Here is a 20455-nt window from a genome sequence, read left to right as displayed (position 1 = left end):
GCTTATTCAACTAAGGGTTCAGAGTTGTTCCCAGGCTGTCTGCCAGTGGTCACCTACACCTGGTTCAAAACCATTGGCCGTTGGCAGGTACTGTTTGCAATAACCCGAGAGAGGGAATGGCTTGCATTCATAAACTTCATCGGTCTTGGGCTGCAGTACACGTGTGCCCGCCTCGTAACTTTCCAGGTTTTGAGGAAACACGAAGTGATAGTCCTTGGCACCGCCCTCGCCCGTCAGGTTGACAGGCTGGGTGTCCTGCCGTGTTGTACGCCCATCGACAGTAGTACCCAGCAGCGTCATGTGGTGCGTGCCCGGCTCGCTGCGCACATCCATTTCCAGCGTGTTGCTATCGCCCTGTGCGAGGGTCTTGAGGGTACCCACCGGCTTGTTGTTGGCGTCGAACAGCGTGGCTTCGATATTCATGTCACGGTTGGCGAGCATGGCAAAGCGCACTTTCGCCCGCCCCTTGTCCAGCACGTACTCACTGGAGATTCCCGACAACGCCATACGCGCGAGGGCATCCTCCTTGACGTCCAGCTTCAGCTCATAACGAACCACACTGCTGTCTTTCTGGGCATACAGGTTGTTCTTGCCTTTGACCGGAGCAATGTTGCCCTGCTCATCGCGAATACCCGCCTGGATCAGGGTCTGGGACTGGTTGATCTTTTCGGCCAGCTTGAATGCCCAGTTCTGCGGCAAGCCCTCTTCGGCACTGTCGATCGGGATTTCAACCGAGTACGCCGCGCTCTCGCCGGCACCAGTGAAAGCACGGGCCTTGACCTTGTCACCCACCAACAAGGTGGCAGATGGCGTGATGCTGCCGACCGCACTCCAGCCGCCCGGCAAATCGGGTTCGGCAAGGATGTTCACGTCCACCACGTTGTAGAACGCGGCATCGGTATCGCCCACCGTCCAGATGCCCAGGATGATGTGCGACCCCGTCTTGTCCTGAGGAATCACGCAAGCGTGCTTCTGGCCGCTGACAGGTAGCACGTTGCCGCCATCCACCGAACAGAAGGGTGTGCCTTCAAACGTTGCGCGCTTGAGCGGCTCGTTCGGGTTCCAACCGTTACGGGTAATAAAGTATTCATGCTTGGTAGCGGGATGAGCGGCCGTGTATTTCCAGTCGAAACTGATGTTGCGGTCGTGAATTTCGGTCTGGTGCCAACGGTTGGCAGACTGGGCGTCCATGGCCGAGAACAGGCCGATACCGCCACTGGCGATCTTGCCGTCGACCGGCCCCTGCAACGGTGCACCACCGACACCGGCGGGAAACCCCTTGAAGGTTTCACCGACACTTTGCGGCTCGTACTGCGCTCCGCCGCAGTCTTTGTTCAAGCCTTTCTGGCATTGAAACGCGCGCGACGGCGGATCATTCAAATAACCATGAGCCTGCGCACTTTGAGCCGGTATCAACAATGCACTCAAGAACGCCAGCGAAGAAATCCCACCCCAACGAGACAAATCTTTTTTTATCATAAAATTCAAGCCAACTTCACCAGTCAATAAAAACCCATATCAAAAAACATGGACTACGTTTTATACGGTTGTTGTAAACGAGCGAGGTGATTTTTACGGACTTGAACATGATTTGATGTAGGAATAATTGAATTTTACCGAACTATCTCTTGCCTATAAGAAAGGCGTCTCGTACAAGTAAGAACTGTCTTAAAAACAAACAACCATAGACGCGCTATCGCTGGAAGATAAACGCATCTTCCAGCGACCGGTTGGATTAAAACAGCTTGGCGCTGAACGTCACCCACTTGGCGAAAGCGGGTGACGCAGGGTTTGGAAGGGGGTTACGCGTGATATTGCGCGGACAATTCGTGTACCGCTTGCAGGAAAGCGCCGGCGTGTTCCGGGTTCACTTCCGGGGTGATGCCATGACCAAGGTTGAACACGTGACCACTGCCTTTGCCGTAGCTGGCGAGGATGCGACCTACTTCGGTACGGATCGCTTGCGGCTTGGCGTAGAGCACAGTCGGGTCCATGTTGCCTTGCAGGGCCACTTGGTTGCCCACACGGCGACGGGCTTCGCCCAGGTCGCAGGTCCAGTCCAGGCCCAAGGCGTCGGCACCGGCATCGGCGATGCTTTCCAGCCACAGGCCGCCGCCCTTGGTGAACATGATGACCGGCACCTTGCGGCCTTCGTGTTCGCGGATCAGGCCGCTGACGATCTTGCGCATATAGGCCAGGGAAAACTCCTGGTACGCCGCCGCCGACAGGTTGCCGCCCCAGGTGTCGAAAATCTGCACCGCTTGCGCACCAGCCATGATCTGGCCGTTGAGGTAGGAGGTGACCGACTGCGCCAGTTTGTCCAGCAGCAGGTGCATGGCTTGCGGGTTGTCGTAGAGCATGGCCTTGGTCTTGCGGAAGTCTTTCGACGAGCCGCCTTCGACCATGTAGGTGGCCAGGGTCCACGGGCTGCCGGAGAAGCCGATCAGTGGCACACGGCCGTTCAGCTCGCGGCGGATGGTGCTCACGGCGTCCATCACGTAGCCGAGGTCTTTGTGCGGATCCGGGATCGGCAGGGCTTCGATATCGGCCAGGGTGCTGACGACCTTCTTGAAACGCGGGCCTTCGCCGGTTTCGAAGTACAGGCCTTGGCCCATTGCGTCAGGGATGGTGAGGATGTCGGAGAAGAGGATGGCCGCGTCCAGTTGTGGGTAACGGTCCAGCGGCTGCATCGTGACTTCGCAGGCGAACTCCGGGTTCATGCACAGGCTCATGAAGTCGCCGGCGTTGGCGCGGCTGGCGCGGTATTCCGGCAGGTAGCGACCGGCTTGACGCATCATCCACACGGGGGTGACGTCCACGGGTTGCTTGAGCAGGGCACGAAGGAAACGATCGTTCTTGAGGGCAGTCATGTCGGCATCCGCAAAAAAAGTGCGGGCATTTTCTCAGAGCCGGGCGCAAAAGGCACGGAATGGGCCGTGCCTTTTATCTATTGGGTTGATTTACGACAATTTCTTGAATGTGGCAAAAACAAATGTGGGAGGGGGCTTGCCCCCTCCCACATTTTGATCCCATTTCAATTTGGGATCGGGGTCAGACTTGCAGGTAGTCCAGGATGCCTTCGGCGGCATTGCGGCCTTCGAAGATCGCCGTCACCACCAGGTCAGAACCACGCACCATATCGCCACCGGCAAAGATTTTCGGGTTGCTGGTCTGGTGCTTGTACTGGCCTTGTTCCGGGGCAACTACGCGGCCCTGGCTGTCGGTCTGGATTTCGAACTGCTCGAACCACGGCGCCGGGCTTGGACGGAAACCGAAAGCGATGACCACGGCGTCGGCCGGGATGATCTCTTCGGAACCCGGGATCGGCTCGGGACTGCGACGGCCACGGGCATCCGGTTCGCCGAGACGGGTCTCGACCACCTTCACGCCTTCGACGCGGTCTTCACCGACTATAGCGATCGGCTGGCGGTTGTAGAGGAATTTCACGCCTTCTTCCTTGGCGTTCTTCACCTCTTTGCGCGAGCCGGGCATGTTGGCTTCGTCACGACGGTACGCACAGGTCACCGACTTGGCGCCCTGGCGGATCGAGGTGCGGTTGCAGTCCATCGCGGTGTCGCCACCGCCCAGCACCACGACCTTCTTGCCTTTCATATCGACGAAGTCTTCCGGCGCCTTTTCAAAGCCCAGGTTGCGGTTGACGTTGGCGATCAGGAAATCGAGCGCGTCATACACGCCCGGCAAATCCTCACCGGCAAAACCGCCCTTCATGTAGGTGTAGGTGCCCATGCCCATGAACACGGCATCGTATTCAGCGAGCAGTTGCTCCATGGTGATGTCCTTGCCGATTTCGGTATTGAGACGGAACTCGATACCCATGCCGGTGAACACTTCACGACGGTGGCTCAGTACGGTTTTTTCCAGCTTGAACTCGGGGATACCGAAGGTCAGCAGGCCGCCGATTTCCGGGTTCTTGTCGAACACCACCGGGGTCACGCCACCACGCACCAGCACGTCGGCACAGCCCAGGCCCGCCGGGCCCGCACCGATGATCGCGACGCGCTTGCCGGTCGGCTTGACCTTGGACATGTCCGGGCGCCAGCCCATGGCGAAGGCGGTGTCGGTGATGTACTTCTCCACCGAACCGATGGTCACCGCGCCGAAGCCGTCGTTAAGGGTGCACGCACCCTCGCACAGACGGTCCTGGGGACAAACCCTGCCGCAGACTTCCGGCAGGGTGTTGGTCTGGTGCGACAGCTCGGCGGCGGCGAGGATGTTGCCCTCGGCCACCAACTTGAGCCAGTTGGGAATGAAGTTGTGCACCGGGCACTTCCATTCGCAATACGGGTTACCGCACCCCAGGCAGCGGTGGGCCTGATCGGCCGAGTGCTGGGGTTTGAAGGGTTCGTAGATTTCCACGAACTCTTTCTTGCGTTGACGCAACAGTTTCTTCTTCGGATCTTTGCGCCCGACATCGATGAACTGGAAGTCGTTATTCAGACGTTCAGCCATGTTAAAACCTCATCAAACTCTTCAGGCGCATATCACTGCGGGTTGGCACGGATGCTGGAAAGCAACGATTTCAGGTTGGCAGCCTTGGGCTTGACCAGCCAGAAACGACGCAGATAATCATCGAGGTTTTCGGCGAGGTTACGCCCCCATTCGCTGCCGGTTTCCTCAACGTACTCGTCCAGCACGTGCTGCAAGTGGTTCCGGTAGGATTCCATGGCTTCGCCGCTGATCCGCTGGATCTCGACCAACTCGTGGTTGACCTTGTCGACGAAGGTGTTGTCCTGATCGAGCACGTAGGCGAAACCGCCGGTCATGCCCGAACCGAAGTTGTAACCGGTCTTGCCCAGTACCGCGACAAAGCCCCCGGTCATGTACTCGCAGCAGTGATCGCCGGTGCCTTCCACCACGGTGTGGGCACCGGAGTTACGCACAGCGAAACGCTCACCGGCGGTGCCGGCGGCGAACAGCTTGCCACCGGTGGCGCCGTACAGGCAGGTGTTGCCGATAATGGCACTGTCCTGGCTCTTGTAGACACTGCCGACAGGCGGAACGATCACCAGCTTGCCGCCGGTCATGCCCTTGCCCACGTAGTCGTTGGCGTCGCCTTCCAGGTACATGTGCAGGCCGCCGGCGTTCCACACGCCGAAGCTCTGGCCGGCAGTGCCCTTGAAGCGGAAGGTGATCGGCGCTTTAGCCATCCCTTGGTTGCCGTGCTTGCGGGCGATTTCGCCGGAGATGCGTGCGCCGATGGAACGGTCGCAGTTGCAGATATCCAGGGCGAATTCGCCACCGCTGGCGTCGCTGATCGAAGAGCCGGCCATGTCGACCATCTTCTCGGCCAGCAGGCCTTTATCGAACGGCGGGTTACGCTCAACCCCGCAGAACTGCGGTTTGTCGGCCGGGATGTGATCGCTGCCCAACAGCGGCGTCAGGTCCAGGTGGTGCTGCTTGGCGGTCTGGCCCTGCAGGATGTCCAGCAGGTCGGTACGACCGATCAGCTCTTCCAGCGAACGCACGCCCAGCTTGGCCAGCCACTCACGGGTCTCTTCGGCGACGTAGGTGAAGAAATTCACCACCATGTCAACCGTGCCGATGTAGTGATCCTTGCGCAGCTTCTCGTTCTGGGTCGCCACGCCGGTGGCGCAGTTGTTCAGGTGGCAGATGCGCAGGTACTTGCAGCCCAGGGCGATCATTGGCGCGGTGCCGAAGCCGAAGCTTTCGGCGCCGAGGATTGCCGCCTTGATCACGTCAAGGCCGGTTTTGAGGCCGCCGTCAGTCTGGACACGAACCTTGCCGCGCAGGTCATTGCCGCGCAAGGTCTGGTGGGTTTCGGCCAGGCCGAGTTCCCAGGGTGCGCCGGCGTACTTGATCGAGGTCAGCGGCGAAGCGCCGGTACCGCCGTCGTAGCCGGAGATGGTGATCAAGTCGGCATAGGCCTTGGCCACACCGGCGGCGATGGTGCCCACGCCAGCTTCTGCGACCAGTTTCACCGAGACCAGGGCCTTCGGGTTAACTTGCTTGAGGTCGAAAATCAGCTGCGACAAGTCTTCAATCGAGTAGATGTCGTGGTGCGGCGGAGGCGAGATCAGGGTCACGCCTGGCACTGCATAACGCAGCTTGGCGATCAGGCCGTTGACCTTGCCACCTGGCAGCTGGCCGCCTTCACCGGGCTTGGCGCCCTGGGCCACCTTGATCTGCAGCACTTCGGCGTTGACCAGGTATTCCGGGGTCACGCCAAAACGCCCAGTGGCGACTTGCTTGATCTTCGAGCTCTTGATGGTGCCGTAGCGCGCCGGGTCTTCGCCGCCTTCGCCGGAGTTGGAACGCGCACCCAGGCGGTTCATGGCTTCGGCCAGGGCTTCGTGCGCCTCAGGCGACAAGGCGCCCAGGGAAATACCAGCGGAGTCGAAGCGCTTGAGGATCGATTCCAACGGCTCGACTTCGCTGATGTCCATCGGCGTGTCCAGGGTCTTCACCTTGAACAGGTCGCGGATCATCGACACCGGGCGGTTATCCACCAGCGAGGTGTATTCCTTGAACTTGGCGTAGTCGCCCTGCTGCACGGCGGCTTGCAGGGTGTTGACCACGTCCGGGTTGTACGCGTGGTATTCGCCACCGTGTACGAACTTGAGCAGGCCGCCTTGCTGGATCGGCTTGCGCGCGCTCCAGGCTTCGGCTGCCAGGGCTTTCTGTTCGGCTTCGATGTCGACGAAGCGCGCACCCTTGATGCGGCTCGGCACGCCACGAAAGCTCAGGTCGCAGACTTCTTCGGACAGGCCGATGGCTTCGAACAGCTGTGCGCCACGGTACGAGGTGACGGTGGAGATACCCATCTTCGACAGGATCTTCAGCAGGCCCTTGGTGATGCCCTTACGGTAGTTCTTGAACACCTCATAGAGGTCGCCCAGCACTTCACCGGTACGGATCAGGTCGCCCAGCACTTCGTATGCCAGGAACGGGTACACCGCCGAGGCGCCGAAGCCGATCAACACCGCGAAGTGATGCGGGTCGCGGGCGGTGGCGGTTTCGACCAGGATGTTGGAATCGCAGCGCAGGCCTTTTTCGGTCAGGCGGTGGTGTACCGCGCCGGTGGCCAGCGATGCGTGGATCGGCAGCTTGCCCGGCGCGATATGGCGGTCGGTCAGCACGATCTGGGTGCGACCGGCGCGCACGGCTTCCTCGGCCTGATCAGCAACGTTGCGCACAGCGGCTTCAAGGCCGAGGGCTTCGTCGTAGTTCAGGTCGATGGTCTGGCGGTCGAAGCCTGGGCGATCCAGGGTCATCAACGAACGCCATTTGGCCGGGGAAATAACCGGCGAGCTGAGGATCACGCGGGAGGCGTGCTCAGGCGATTCCTGGAAGATGTTGCGCTCGGCACCGAGGCACACTTCCAGGGACATCACGATGGCTTCGCGCAGCGGGTCGATCGGTGGGTTGGTCACCTGGGCGAACTGCTGGCGGAAATAGTCGTACGGCGTGCGCACGCGCTGGGACAATACGGCCATCGGCGTATCGTCGCCCATCGAGCCGACGGCCTCGTAGCCTTGCTCGCCGAGCGGACGCAGCACTTGGTCGCGCTCTTCAAACGTGACCTGGTACATCTTCATGTACTGCTTAAGCTGGTCGACGTCGTAGAAAGCCGAACCGTGGTCGTTGTCTTCCATGGTCGCCTGGATGCGCAGGGCGTTCTTGCGCAGCCATTGCTTGTACGGGTGACGAGACTTCAAGCGGTTGTCGATGGCGTCGGTGTCGAGGATCTGCCCGGTTTCGGTGTCCACGGCCAGGATCTGGCCAGGGCCTACGCGGCCTTTGGCGATCACGTCTTGCGGCTGGTAGTTCCACACGCCGATTTCCGACGCAAGGGTGATGAAGCCGTTGGTGGTGGTGACCCAACGCGCCGGGCGCAGACCGTTACGGTCGAGCAGGCACACCGCGTAGCGACCATCGGTCATGACCACGCCAGCGGGGCCGTCCCACGGCTCCATGTGCATCGAGTTGTACTCGTAGAATGCACGCAGGTCCGGGTCCATGGTCTCGACGTTCTGCCACGCTGGCGGAATGATCATGCGCACGCCACGGAACAGGTCGATGCCGCCGGTGACCATCAGTTCGAGCATGTTGTCCATGCTGGAAGAGTCGGAACCCACGCGGTTGACCAGCGGGCCGAGCTCTTCGAGGTCCATCAGGTCGTTGGCGAACTTGGTGCGACGGGCCACGGCCCAGTTGCGGTTGCCGGTGATGGTGTTGATCTCGCCGTTGTGGGCGAGGAAGCGGAATGGCTGGGCCAGCGGCCATTTCGGCAGGGTGTTGGTGGAGAAGCGCTGGTGGAACACGCAGATCGCGGTTTGCAGGCGCTCATCGCTCAGGTCTGGATAGAAGGCGGTCAAATCCGCCGGCATCATCAGGCCTTTATAAATGATGGTCTTGTGGGAAAAGCTGCAGATGTAGTGGTCGGCGTCGGCGGCGTTGGCCACGGACGAGCGACGACGGGACGTGAACAGCTTGATCGCCATGTCCTGGTCGCTCAGGCCGTCGCCTGCAATGAACACTTGCTCGATCTGCGGCAGGCGCTCATGGGCCAGGCGGCCGAGCACGCTGGTGTCGATTGGCACTTTGCGCCAGCCGACGAGTTGCAGGCCGGCAGCGACGATCTCGCGGTTCATGTTCTCGCGAGCAGCTTCGGCTTTGACCGGGTCCTGGTTGAAAAACACCATGCCCACGGCGTACTGCTTGGGCAATTCGACTGCGAAATGCTCTTTGGCGACAGCGCGCAGGAACTGGTCGGGCTTTTGAATCAGCAAGCCGCAACCGTCGCCGGTCTTGCCGTCGGCGTTGATCCCACCGCGGTGGGTCATGCAGGTCAGGGCCTCGATGGCCGTTTGCAAAAGGGTATGACTGGGCTCGCCCTGCATGTGGGCTATCAGGCCGAAACCGCAGTTATCCTTGAATTCATCGGGTTGGTACAGACCTGCTTTCATAGACACTTTCTCACCAGGCTGCCTCTTATACCGAGGCAAATTTCTTTTCAATTCAACCGGTTACCTTCCACGCCGAACGTACGCCGGCTTAGCGGGGGCAAAAGGGAGGTCATTGTACACACCGACACAGACGCTCACAAATTTAGCGACGAAATGTCGCAAATCTATGTCGCATTTATGAAAGGTTTAAAGCGATATGCTGTGCTAGTCAAAACTTTTTTAATTCTGACCGCTACGACTCAAAGGCTACTGTAACGCAGACACCACAAAGCGCGCGGTCTGTAGAGACTGCACGCCATGCGATTTTTTTGAGGTGCCGGGAGGGCGGCCTGGGTAAGGCCGCCGGATCTTCAGCGAGTTGTTGCGAGTTCTTGTTGAACGCTGGCAACAGTGCGAGGCCAAGGTTTACCAGCCTGAACCTTCGCTGGCAAGGTTTTGATCGCAGAATCAGCTGCGGCACGGCTGGAGAAGTTGCCGTAGGTAATCACGTAGAGAGGCTTGCCGTTGAGCACTTTCTTGAAATAACGGTACTCGCCGCCCTGCTCTTTCACGAACGCCTGGGCGTTGGCTTCGGAGCTGGTGCCGAGGATCTGTACGACGAAGTTGCCAGTAGGCTGGCTGGCGTACCAGCTGCTGCCGGCGGCGCCTGCTTTGGCGACGGTGGCCGGTTTTTCAGCGGGCTTGGTCACAGGCGCGGGCTTGGCTGCTGGAGCAGGCGCTACGGGCTTGGTGACTGGGGCTGGCTTGGCGGTGGCAACCGTCGGCGCAGGTGTGGGCGCTGGCTTAGCGGCCGGCTGACCGGCCGGCACACCCGCAGGTGGCGCCGTAGTGGTGACGGTTGGCGGCGTGGCACTGGAACCTTCCACCGGCACGCCGTCGTCGCCCTCGGAGATGCCACCGGCTTCTTCGGCGAGTGGGCCGCGCATCACGGGTTGGCCGACCATTGGCAGGTTGGTCGGTTGGCCGGAGTTGGCGAACTCGACGTTTGGCGTGGGCTTGCCCAGTGGCAACTGCGCCTGTTCGGTTGGCGCGCCAGCGGTGGCAGGCGCCTTGCTGCGGCCAGGGATCAACCAGGCGGCGGCTACGGCGACCACGACAACGGCGGAAATCGCCAATACGTGCTTCTTAGGCATAGTGAACCCCATCTTTGGACGCTTGACCGCAGAGCGGCTGGCAATCATGGCTTCGATCATTGCATCGCGGGCAACCTGGTTGATGGTGCCAGGCCAACCGTCGGAGCTTTCGTGAATATCAGAGATCTGATTTGCCGTGAAAAGTTCGATACCGGCCCCTGCGCCTTCGAGGCGTTGCGCCAGGTATTCGCGGGTTTCTTCTTCTTCGTAAGGCTGCAATTCGATGACGTGGAACAGTTCCTGATCGCCGCTGATCTGCTCCAGATCGGCGATCAACGACGACTCACCGAACAGGAACACATGGGGACGACCTTCCGGCGTACCCGCCGCCAGCGCCAGCAGCGCTTCCAGGGCGGACTCGTCGAGCTGCTCGGCATCATCTACCAGCAGGTAGACTTCCTGGCCGGTCAGGCCCAGTTGCACGACCTGCTTGAGGATCGCGCTTGGCTCGGCAGTGGACACGTCCAGGGCCTGGGCAACCTGGCGCAGCACACCGGCTGCATCGCCATTGCCACGGGCCGACACCACCACACTCTGTACCGATTGTTTGTTGGTGCTGGCGACCAAGGCCTGGCGCAGCAAGGTCTTGCCGCTGCCCAGCGGGCCGGTCACGACCAGCAGCAACTGGCTGTAGCGCGCCAGGTGGTGCAGTTGCCCTAGCACCGGCTTGCGCTGGGCCGGGAAAAATTTGAAACCAGGGACCCGTGGAGCAAAAGGGTCGTGGCTTAACTGGTAATGGCCGAGGAACGCCTCGTCGGCATGCAAACTAGTCATCGGGATCTTATTAACCTTTAAGCTGGGCCAGGGCGCGGTAATCCGCTCCCAGCGTGGCCTGTAAAATCTCTTTCGGATAATCGTCGGTCACCACCGCTTCGCCCATATGGCGCAGCAGCACCAGTCGCAGTCGACCGTCGATCACTTTCTTGTCTATCGCCATATGTTCGAGGAAGTCCGCCTCGGTCATCTCCTCAGGTGGAATGACCGGCAAACCGGCGCGCTGGAACAGGTGGATGCCGCGATCACGCTCTTGAGCGCTGATCCAGCCCAGGCGTTGCGACATCTCAAGCGCCATCACCGTGCCAGCTGCCACGGCCTCCCCGTGCAACCACACACCATAGCCCATGTGGGTTTCGATCGCATGGCCGAAGGTGTGGCCCAGGTTCAACGTGGCCCGCACGCCGGACTCCCGTTCGTCGGCATTCACCACCAGCGCCTTGGCGGCGCACGAGCGGGAAATCGCTTCGGTCAGCGCCACCTGGTCCAGGTTGCGCAGGGCGTCGACGTGTTCTTCAAGCCAGGTCAGGAACGGCTCATCGCAGATCAGCCCGTACTTGATGACTTCTGCCAGGCCCGCCGACAATTCGCGCGGTGGCAAGGTATTGAGGGTCGCCGTGTCGATCAGCACAGCCTGAGGCTGATAAAACGCACCGACCATGTTCTTGCCCAACGGGTGGTTGATGCCCGTCTTGCCGCCCACCGACGAATCGACCTGGGACAACAGGGTGGTTGGCACCTGGATAAAATCCACACCACGCTGGTAGCAGGCCGCCGCGAAACCCGCCATGTCGCCGATCACACCGCCGCCCAGGGCGATCACGGTGGTGCGGCGGTCGTGGCGGGCAGTGAGCAGGCCATCGAAAATAAGTTGCAGGGTTTCCCAGTTCTTGTGGGCTTCGCCGTCGGGCAAAATCACGGAGATCACTGAGTACGCCGCCAGACTACGGCTCAAACGCTCAAGATACAGTGGCGCAACCGTTTCGTTGGAGATGATCGCCACCTGCCGCCCGGCGATGTGCGGTGCGAGCAACTCGGGCTGGTCCAACAAACCTTCGCCAATATGGATCGGGTAGCTGCGCTCGCCTAGATCGACCTTAAGTGTCTGCATGTGTCCCCGCGTTGAAGATGTATTGACGACCGGCAGCGTCGCGATCCGACGCCACTTGATGGCTCTACGCCACACCCTGCAGGGTTGTAGCGCGCCGCCGAGAATAGCGCATTTCGGGCCTGGCTTTAACGGGGTGGCAGCCGTTGCAGGCGCTCAAGAATGTCGAGGACCACCATACGAGGCGGCCGCTCATCGGTTTCCACCACCAGATCGGCGATTTCCCGATACAGCGGATCACGCAGCGCAAGCAGGTCGCGCAAGGTTTTTTCCGGGTTGGCGGTACGCAACAACGGGCGATTGCGATCGCGAGCCGTGCGGCCGACCTGCTGCTCGACCGACGCATGCAGATAAACCACCCGACCACCGGCATGCAGCGCCCGGCGGTTTTCATCGCGCATCACCGCGCCCCCGCCGGTGGCCAATACCACGCCATCGCACTCACACAGCTCGGCGATCATCGCCTGCTCGCGGTCACGAAAGCCCAGTTCGCCTTCCTTATCGAAGATCCACGGGATATTGGCGCCCGTGCGCAATTCAATTTCCTTATCGGAGTCTTTGAATGGCAGGCGCAGCTCTTTGGCCAGCAAACGGCCGATGGTGCTTTTTCCAGCCCCCATCGGTCCTACAAGAATCAAATTTCGCACAGAATCAACGACTCACAGCAATCGCCTGGTTATTCATAATACGCGGAGTCAGGAATACCAGCAGCTCGGATTTTTTCTCTGCCAGCACATCGCGCCGGAAAAGGCGGCCAAGATACGGCACATCGCCCAAAAATGGCACTTTATCTACCACTTTGCTTTGGGTATTGGAAAAAACCCCGCCAATCACGATGGTCTCGCCATCCTTGACCAACACCTTGGCGTTGACCTCGTTTTTCTTGATCGGCGGTACGTCGTTGAGTTTGTTGAGGTAGTCGGGCTCATCCTTGGTGACTTTCACCTCCATGATCACGCGGTCGTCGGGAGTGATCTGCGGGGTGACTTCCAGCGATAGGGAAGCCTCCTTGAACGAAACCGAGGTGGCACCGCTAGAGCTCGATTCCTGGTACGGGATCTCGGTGCCCTTGAGGATGCGCGCGGTCTCCTTGTCGGCGGTGACGACTTTGGGCTGCGAGACGATTTCACCGTTGCCGGTTTTCTCCATGGCGTTCAGTTCCAGGTCGAGCAGCAGGTTATCGGTGATGTAGGCGATCCCCAGGCCCGAAGTCGCGGTGAGCGCCCCCATATCTACAAACGGCGAGCTCGGCGGAGCTTCCGGCGGCTCCACACCTTCGGGCAAGGGTTTGTTGATACCGCCAGCGCTCCAGTTGCCGCGATGAAGCCGCCCTCCCCAGCGTGCTCCCAGGCTTTTGTCGTAGTCGACATTGGCCTCGACAATACGCGCCTCGATCATCACTTGGCGCACAGGGATATCCAGTTGTGCCACGATTCGCCGCAGCTCTTCAAGCCGTTCGACGGTCTGGTAGGCAATGATATTATTGGTGCGGTCATCCACCGCCACCGAGCCCCGCTCATCGGTCGTGCCTTCCAGGCCGCTCACCGACTGGAACAGCTTGGCCAGGTCCGCCGCCTTGGCGTAATTGACCTGCAGCAATTCCCGGCGCAACGGTGCGAGATCGGCCATTTGCTTGCGCGACTCCAGGTTCAGCAGTTCGCGCGCGGCCAATTCCTCCGCGGGTGCCACCAGCAAGACCCCGGCCCTTACGCGCTTATCCAGCCCCTTGGTTTGCAGGACCAGGTCCAGCGCCTGGTCCCAGGGCACGTCCTTGAGCCGCAGCGTGATGGAGCCTTGCACATCGTCGCTGGCCACCAGGTTGAGGCCCGCTACGTCGGCGATCTGCTGCAATACCGCCCGCAGTTCGATGTTCTGGAAGTTGAGGTTGAGCGTGTCGCCGGTGTAAGTCTTCGAAACCGCATTACCAGGGGGTTGTAACGGGATCAGATCCATACGATTGGGCAGGGCAGCAGCCATCGGCGCCGTGAACGCTATCCATAGCGCCACACCGAAGGACGAGAAAGTCCATTTCATGTTTTATTCCGTTATGAGTTGACGTTTAACACGAGGGTTCGCGGACGCTCCAACCATGCGCCCTGTTCATCGGGAAACAACTCGACCAGTTCGATCCGGTCATCATGAATGGCAATCACCCGACCGTGGTCCGGCCCCAGGTAATCGCCGACCGCCAGGCGGTAGACCGTTGATGCGGCCCGCAGCAATGCGAAGGTCTGTGCGCCACGGGACAGTGTGCCGACCATTTCGAACTGGTCCAAGGCGAGACCTTCCAGCCCCCCTCGCGGTCGAGCAGGGTCTGGCGCCAGGGCAACCTGCCCAGGCACGTGATCGACTTGCAAGGCCAGCGGCTTGAACGGATCACGCAGCGCGGTGGCGTCGTAGACAAAGGAGCGCCCGCGCACCACAGGCTCCCCCCGCAACTCCCCTGGCCGCGCCAACCAATAGGTCTTGGCCAGCAGATCAAGCCGAAGCAGTTCGCCATCGCGCTGCAGGGCGACATCGTGCACCGTAGTGATTCGCCAAAGACCGCCCAGGTCGCTCACAAACCTCGCGAGATCGTGATAAACCCCGGTGACGCCGAGCTGCAAGGGCTGCTCCACATAGTGCGGGCCAGGCAGCTCATCCAAAGGGGTGACGCTCTCGACCACCAAGCCATTGGCCAATGCCAACCGAGCGATATCCTCCAGCAGGCCGGGCATCTCTGAGGCGCCTGGCAACTGCCGCAGAAACCCGCTGGCACTTGCTTGCAACTGCTGGAACTGCTGAATCCGCCTCTCGAGCTCAGCAGCCGAGGCGGTTTTTGCCGCTAGCTGCTGCTGCAGAACCTGCTCCTGCGCTTCGACCTGACTCAATCGCTCCCGCGACAGGCTCAAGCACACAAGGTCGCCCACCATCAGCACCAAGCCAGCCAGGGCGCACCCCAGCACGGTCTTAGCTAGCAGGGGCCATTTTGCGGCGTTGTGGGTCAGTGCGCAGAAATCGAGCCTGGGCAGGCTCACGGCTGGGCCTCGGAGGACTCTCCCTGGCGCACCATCAATTGAAACTCATTGGCGCCGTGCGCGCCTTCGGTTCGCACATGCTGCAGCCGGGTAGCGTGGGCGCCTTCAGACGCTTCCAGGCGGCGCATCAGTTGCGCGATGTCCTGGCTGGATTCAGCACTGCCGCTGATACTCACCGTGTCGCCTTTGGCCACCACTTCATGCAGATGCACCCCCTCAGGTACCGCTCGCGCCAACTGGTCCAACAACTGGGCGCTGGAGGAGCGACCTTCGTGCAGGTCCTGCACGACCTTCATGCGCTCGGCCAATTGCTGGCTTTGCTCTTGCAGGTCGTCGATGGTCTTGATGCTGGAGTCCTGAAGGGCAATTTCCTTGCCCAGGTGGTTATTGCGCGTCACTTGGCGATCGATGGCCTGGTCGATCACTTGGTCCGCCAGCCACACGGCCGCCAGCGCCACGCAGGCGAACGCCAGCAGAAACGCGAGGAAATATTTGCGTCGCCGCTCTGCCAGCGCCTGGCGCCAAGGCAAAAGATTGATTCGTGTCTTCAAGCGAAACTCCTCAGGGCCAGCCCGCAGGCAACTCCCATCCCTTGGGCATCCACGACCCATTGTGCACCATCGACTCGATGGCCCGGCGTGAAGCTGGCGAAATCCTGACGGCTAGCGCGCGCCAATGCAAACGCTTCAACGTCGACCACCTGCGGCACCAGCCCGGCCAGGGCCAAAACCGCCTCGCGGGCTTCCACATGTTCCCTCAGGCAGGCCACCAGCAGTACCTCCACGCGCCCCGGGTTGCGCGCCGAGGGCCCCTGCACCTGAAAGTCGATGGCCATCTCATCCAGCGGATAAGGAATGTACTGCTCGGCCTCCATCTGGATCATCCATGTCATCTCGTCGTCGGTGAGCCCGGCGTCCAGCTCCACCAGCCGTGCGATGACCGAAGGCCCTGATACCGCCACCGCTGCACCACGCGCCGAGGTCAGCAGCCGAGCCACCGCCACCCGCAGTGCATGCCCTACGCCTTCGAGATCCTGTAGCGTGCCATCGACGACCGCATGGGGCGGCAGCTCGTGCGTGGCATAGGCCTGAACGCTGTAACCGGCGGTTGAACGACCCAGCTCGACCACCTTGATTGCCGTGTCATTGATGTCGATACCCAGCAAGGCGTCGACTTTTCGCCTGAAAAATCCCTTTCTCATAAAACTCCCTAAAACTTTGCCTGTCATACCGCCTGATTGCTGTTGTGCACCCTGCATTCGGTCGCCTTGTTAAAGAGCCGCGAATGACGCCCCAAGGGGAAAAATGCTTTAATGCCCAGCGTTTTTCCCCGCTTTTTATCTGCAGCTCGGGTTGATCCATCGTTTGCCATGCATGCCCCGACGCGTAACCCATTCTTTTCTCTGGAAATCCAAAAGCCTTGATTCGTCTGCTGAAGTTTTTCGGGTACTCCATTGTCGCGATCGTCTGCGGGCTGATGCTCGTACTCAGCGGGGCCTACCTCTACCTTAGTCCGGGTTTGCCCTCCGTAGAGGCTCTCAGAAGTATCCAGTTGCAGATTCCTTTGCGGGTCTACAGCAGCGATGAAAAACTGATCGCGGAGTTCGGCGAAATGCGCCGTACGCCGATCCGTTTTGCCGATATTCCACCCAATTTCATCAGCGCCCTGCTGTCGGCCGAAGACGATAATTTCGCCAACCACTACGGCGTCGACCCCAGCAGCCTGGTGCGCGCCGCGACGCAATTGGTAAAAAGCGGACACATTCAATCCGGTGGCAGCACCATCACCATGCAGGTGGCGAAGAACTTCTTCCTCACCAGCGAGCGCAGTTTTTCGCGTAAAGCCACCGAAATCCTGCTCGCCCTGCAGATCGAACGCCAGCTGACCAAGGACGAGATCCTTGAGCTCTACGTCAACAAGATCTACCTGGGCAACCGCGCCTACGGGATCGAGGCAGCGTCCCAGGTGTACTACGGCAAGTCCATTCGCGACGCCAGCCTGGCACAGATGGCAATGATTGCCGGCCTGCCCAAGGCCCCTTCACGCTTCAACCCCTTGGCCAACCCGGCGCGCAGCAAAGAGCGCCGCGACTGGATCCTGGGCCGCATGTACAAGCTGGGCAAGATCGACCAGGCCGCCTATGAAAGCGCAGTGGCCGAGCCGTTGAACGCCAGCTACCACGTACCGACGCCAGAAGTGAATGCGCCGTATATCGCCGAAATGGCACGCGCCGAGATGGTCGGTCGATATGGCAGCGAGGCCTACACCGAAGGCTTTCGCGTGACCACGACAGTACCGAGCGACACTCAGGAAATGGCCAACGACGCGGTCCATTCCGGCCTGATCACGTATGACCAGCGCCACGGCTATCGCGGCCCTGAATCGCGCCTGCCGGGCAAAACCCTGAGCGCCTGGACCACCGAACTGGGCAAACAGCGCGCGATCAGCGGCCTTGAGCCGGCCATCGTCACCCAGGTGAAGAAGGACGGTGTGCAGGTATTGACCCGCACCGGTGAAGCCCACGTCGCCTGGGACAGCATGAAGTGGGCGCGCCCCTTCCTGAACACCAACAGCATGGGCCCGATGCCCAAGCAGCCGTCGGACGTCGCGCAAGTGGGCGACCTGATCCGCGTGCAACGCCAGAAAGACGACAGCCTGAAATTCAGCCAGGTGCCGCTGGCCCAGGGCGCCCTGGTATCCCTGGACCCGCAGAACGGTGCGATCCGCGCCCTGGTGGGCGGCTTCGCCTTCGAGCAGAGCAACTACAACCGCGCCACCCAGGCCAAGCGTCAGCCCGGCTCGAGCTTCAAGCCGTTCATCTACAGCGCCGCACTGGATAACGGCTACACCGCCGCCAGCCTGGTCAACGATGCGCCGATCGTGTTTGTCGACGAGTACCTGGACAAGGTCTGGCGCCCGAAAAACGACACCAACACGTTCCTCGGTCCGATCCGCATTCGCGAGGCGCTGTACAAGTCGCGCAACCTGGTCTCGATCCGCTTGCTGCAAGCGATGGGCGTAGGCAAGACCATCGACTACATCACGCGCTTTGGCTTCAACAAGTCGGACCTGCCGCCGAACCTGTCGCTGGCGCTCGGCACCGCGACCCTCACGCCGATGGAAATCGCTACCGGCTGGAGCACGTTTGCCAACGGCGGCTACAAGATCACGCCGTACCTGATCGACAAGATCGAAAGCCGTAATGGCGACACCCTGTTCACCGCCAACCCTCCACGGGTACCGGGTGATGTGGTCAATGGCGTGGCAGCCACCGACGGCCTGGCAGCACCGAGCAACGGCGGCATCACCATCGAACCAACCCCTGGCGCTGTGCCCGCCGCCAATGCTGCTGCACCTGAACCACAAGCACCCGCCGTGGCCGAGCGCATTGTGGATGGCCGTACCACCTATATCCTCAACAGCATCCTTGAAGACGTGATCAAGAAAGGCACCGGCCGTCGCGCACTGGCCCTGGGTCGTGCAGACATCGCTGGCAAGACCGGCACCACCAACGAGTCCAAGGATGCCTGGTTCTCCGGCTATAACGCTGACTACGTGACCACCGTGTGGACTGGCTACGACCAGCCGGAAAGCCTCGGTCGTCGCGAATTCGGTGGCACGGTCGCGCTGCCGATCTGGATGAGTTACATGGGCGCGGCCTTGAAGGACAAGCCGGTGCATACCCAGCCGGAGCCGGAAGGCATTCTCAGCCTGCGCATCGACCCGGTGAGTGGCCGTGCGGCATCGCCAAGCACGCCAAACGCGTACTTCGAGCTGTTCAAGAGCGAAGACACGCCGCCGTCGGTCAATGAACTGGGCAATGGCGTTGCACCGGGCAGCCCGCTACCGGCAGATGAGGCGGCGCCGATCGATCTGTTCTAACGGAGTCTGTGCTTGAACACAGATCCAATGTGGGAGCGGGCTTGCCCCCGATGGCAGGGGATCAGTTCACTCATTGGGTGGCTGACACACCGCTATCACGCCCCCTCCCACATTTGGTTCTGCGCACGCCGTGGGTTTTATAGCCACACAGCAAAAAGCCCCGACTCGCGAGAGCCGGGGCTTTTTGTTGGTGCGCTACGACGGCTTAGCCGTTGAACACATCATCCACGCTTTGCAGCGGGTAGTTCTTCGGATACGGCAGGGTGGCTACGCCGGTCTCGATGGCGGCTTTGGCCACGGCATCGGAGATCAGGGTGATCAGGCGCTTGTCCATTGGTTTCGGGATGATGTACTCACGACCGAATGCCAGCGGGGCACCACCGTAGGCGTCGCACACATCCTGAGGCACCGGCAGCTTGGCCAGTTCACGCAGGGCGTTGGCGGCAGCCACTTTCATCTCTTCGTTGATGCGCTTGGCGCGAACGTCCAGGGCACCACGGAAGATGAACGGGAAGCCCAGTACGTTGTTGACCTGGTTCGGGTAGTCCGAACGGCCGGTGGCCATGATCACGTCGTTGCGCGTGGCGTGAGCCAGCTCTGGCGAGATCTCTGGGTCCGGGTTGGAGCAGGCAAACACGATCGGGTTGGCCGCCATGGACTTCAGGCCTTCAGCGCTCAGCAGGTTCGGGCCCGACAGGCCGACGAACACGTCTGCACCGTCAAGGGCGTCAGCCAGGGTGCGCTTGGAGGACGGGTGGGCAAACATCGCCTTGTACTGGTTCAGGTCGGTACGCTCGGACTGGATCACGCCCTTGCTGTCGACCATGTAGATGTTTTCCAGCTTGGCGCCCATGCTCACGATCAGCTTCATGCAGGAGATGGCCGCAGCGCCGGCGCCCAGGCAGACGATCTTGGCGTCGGACAGGGTCTTGCCAGCGATTTCCAGGGCGTTGATCATGCCGGCCGCGGTAACGATCGCGGTGCCGTGCTGGTCATCGTGGAATACCGGAATGTCGCACTGCTCGATCAGGGCCTTTTCGATCTCGAAGCACTCAGGTGCCTTGATGTCTTCCAGGTTGATGCCACCGAAGGTGATGGAGATGCGCTTGACGGTGTCGATGAAGGCCTGCGGGCTTTCGGAGTCGACTTCGATGTCGAACACGTCGATACCGGCGAAGCGCTTGAACAGCACGCCCTTGCCTTCCATCACTGGCTTGGAAGCCAATGGGCCAAGGTTGCCCAGGCCGAGAATCGCGGTGCCATCGGAAATCACTGCAACCAGGTTGCCCTTGCCGGTGTACTTGTACGCCAGCTCAGGGTCACGCGCGATTTCACGTACAGGCTCGGCCACGCCAGGGCTGTAGGCCAGCGACAGGTCGCGGGCGGTGGCAGTGGCTTTGGTGAGCTCTACACTCAGCTTTCCTGGACGAGGATGGGCATGATATTCGAGAGCGGCAGTTTTCAAATCAGACATATCGGCATTCCGCTTTTACTGTTGGTCGACGGACCGCCGAGGATACTCGTGTCGTAAAGCCCCTACAAGACTGGTCAGTCACAGGTGTCAAGGGCCAGGAGCGACGTACTTTAGTCTAA

General features: G+C 60.7%; 13 protein-coding genes. 1 reads left to right on the top strand and 12 read right to left on the bottom strand.

Annotation, left to right across the window (positions count from 1 at the left end):
- Positions 1 to 18 precede the first annotated feature (18 nt).
- The 11 genes from gbpA to pilM all read right to left on the bottom strand — a co-directional run bounded on the left by gbpA (position 19) and on the right by pilM (position 16181).
- A complete protein-coding gene (gbpA, locus tag PspS35_RS02030) occupies positions 19 to 1479 on the bottom strand; it encodes an N-acetylglucosamine-binding protein GbpA (RefSeq protein ID WP_159932552.1) in 1461 nt (486 codons plus the stop codon).
- Positions 1480 to 1802: 323 nt separating this feature from the next.
- Positions 1803 to 2870, bottom strand: a complete 1068-nt coding sequence (gene hemE, locus PspS35_RS02025; protein ID WP_159932551.1) for a uroporphyrinogen decarboxylase — start codon at positions 2868 to 2870, stop codon at positions 1803 to 1805.
- Between the two features lie 181 nt (positions 2871 to 3051).
- Complete coding sequence (locus tag PspS35_RS02020) at positions 3052 to 4470, bottom strand: FAD-dependent oxidoreductase (RefSeq protein ID WP_159932550.1); 1419 nt, start codon at positions 4468 to 4470, stop codon at positions 3052 to 3054.
- Between the two features lie 32 nt (positions 4471 to 4502).
- A complete protein-coding gene (gene gltB / locus PspS35_RS02015; protein ID WP_159932549.1) occupies positions 4503 to 8948 on the bottom strand; it encodes a glutamate synthase large subunit in 4446 nt (1481 codons plus the stop codon).
- A gap of 350 nt (positions 8949 to 9298) precedes the next feature.
- Positions 9299 to 10855 (bottom strand): AAA family ATPase, encoded by a 1557-nt coding sequence (locus tag PspS35_RS02010; RefSeq protein WP_159932548.1) that lies wholly within the window; start codon positions 10853 to 10855, stop codon positions 9299 to 9301.
- A gap of 10 nt (positions 10856 to 10865) precedes the next feature.
- The gene (aroB, locus tag PspS35_RS02005) at positions 10866 to 11966 is read right to left on the bottom strand and encodes a 3-dehydroquinate synthase (protein ID WP_159932547.1); all 1101 of its coding nucleotides are present in this window, start codon (positions 11964 to 11966) and stop codon (positions 10866 to 10868) included.
- Positions 11967 to 12091: 125 nt separating this feature from the next.
- A complete protein-coding gene (gene aroK / locus PspS35_RS02000; RefSeq protein ID WP_159932546.1) occupies positions 12092 to 12610 on the bottom strand; it encodes a shikimate kinase AroK in 519 nt (172 codons plus the stop codon).
- A 4-nt stretch (positions 12611 to 12614) separates the two neighbouring features.
- The gene (locus tag PspS35_RS01995; RefSeq protein WP_159937968.1) at positions 12615 to 13940 is read right to left on the bottom strand and encodes a type IV pilus secretin PilQ family protein; all 1326 of its coding nucleotides are present in this window, start codon (positions 13938 to 13940) and stop codon (positions 12615 to 12617) included.
- Between the two features lie 68 nt (positions 13941 to 14008).
- Positions 14009 to 14980 carry a pilus assembly protein PilP gene (locus PspS35_RS01990; RefSeq protein WP_159932545.1) on the bottom strand — a complete coding sequence of 324 codons (972 nt, stop codon included), beginning with the start codon at positions 14978 to 14980 and terminating at the stop codon, positions 14009 to 14011.
- Positions 14977 to 15531 carry a PilN domain-containing protein gene (locus PspS35_RS01985; RefSeq protein WP_159932544.1) on the bottom strand — a complete coding sequence of 185 codons (555 nt, stop codon included), beginning with the start codon at positions 15529 to 15531 and terminating at the stop codon, positions 14977 to 14979. Before PspS35_RS01985 ends, PspS35_RS01990 begins: the two co-directional genes overlap by 4 nt.
- The gene (pilM, locus tag PspS35_RS01980; RefSeq protein ID WP_174244852.1) at positions 15528 to 16181 is read right to left on the bottom strand and encodes a type IV pilus assembly protein PilM; all 654 of its coding nucleotides are present in this window, start codon (positions 16179 to 16181) and stop codon (positions 15528 to 15530) included. The genes PspS35_RS01985 and pilM overlap by 4 nt, the downstream gene beginning before the upstream one ends.
- A 218-nt stretch (positions 16182 to 16399) precedes the next feature.
- On the opposite strand from pilM, the gene PspS35_RS01975 reads away from it, so the two are divergent.
- Entirely contained in the window at positions 16400 to 18862 is a 2463-nt protein-coding gene (locus PspS35_RS01975; protein WP_159932543.1) for a penicillin-binding protein 1A, read from the top strand.
- Between the two features lie 205 nt (positions 18863 to 19067).
- On the opposite strand, the gene PspS35_RS01970 is transcribed toward PspS35_RS01975, so the two are convergent.
- Positions 19068 to 20336, bottom strand: a complete 1269-nt coding sequence (locus tag PspS35_RS01970; RefSeq protein WP_122305733.1) for a malic enzyme-like NAD(P)-binding protein — start codon at positions 20334 to 20336, stop codon at positions 19068 to 19070.
- Positions 20337 to 20455: the final 119 nt, after the last annotated feature.

This window comes from Pseudomonas sp. S35 (assembly GCF_009866765.1).
Taxonomy (GTDB): Bacteria; Pseudomonadota; Gammaproteobacteria; order Pseudomonadales; family Pseudomonadaceae; genus Aquipseudomonas.
This window is presented reverse-complemented; position numbering and strand designations above follow the sequence as displayed.

Bases quoted from the DNA above. Each gene is read 5' to 3' on its own strand.
- hemE (WP_159932551.1), bottom strand. From the start codon at position 2,870: ATGACTGCCCTCAAGAACGATCGTTTCCTTCGTGCCCTGCTCAAGCAA.
- gltB (WP_159932549.1), bottom strand. From the start codon at position 8,948: ATGAAAGCAGGTCTGTACCAACCCGATGAATTCAAGGATAACTGCGGT.
- PspS35_RS01995 (WP_159937968.1), bottom strand. From the start codon at position 13,940: ATGGCTGCTGCCCTGCCCAATCGTATGGATCTGATCCCGTTACAACCC.
- aroB (WP_159932547.1), bottom strand. From the start codon at position 11,966: ATGCAGACACTTAAGGTCGATCTAGGCGAGCGCAGCTACCCGATCCAT.
- PspS35_RS02020 (WP_159932550.1), bottom strand. From the start codon at position 4,470: ATGGCTGAACGTCTGAATAACGACTTCCAGTTCATCGATGTCGGGCGC.
- PspS35_RS01970 (WP_122305733.1), bottom strand. From the start codon at position 20,336: ATGTCTGATTTGAAAACTGCCGCTCTCGAATATCATGCCCATCCTCGT.
- pilM (WP_174244852.1), bottom strand. From the start codon at position 16,181: ATGAGAAAGGGATTTTTCAGGCGAAAAGTCGACGCCTTGCTGGGTATC.
- gbpA (WP_159932552.1), bottom strand. From the start codon at position 1,479: ATGATAAAAAAAGATTTGTCTCGTTGGGGTGGGATTTCTTCGCTGGCG.
- PspS35_RS02010 (WP_159932548.1), bottom strand. From the start codon at position 10,855: ATGACTAGTTTGCATGCCGACGAGGCGTTCCTCGGCCATTACCAGTTA.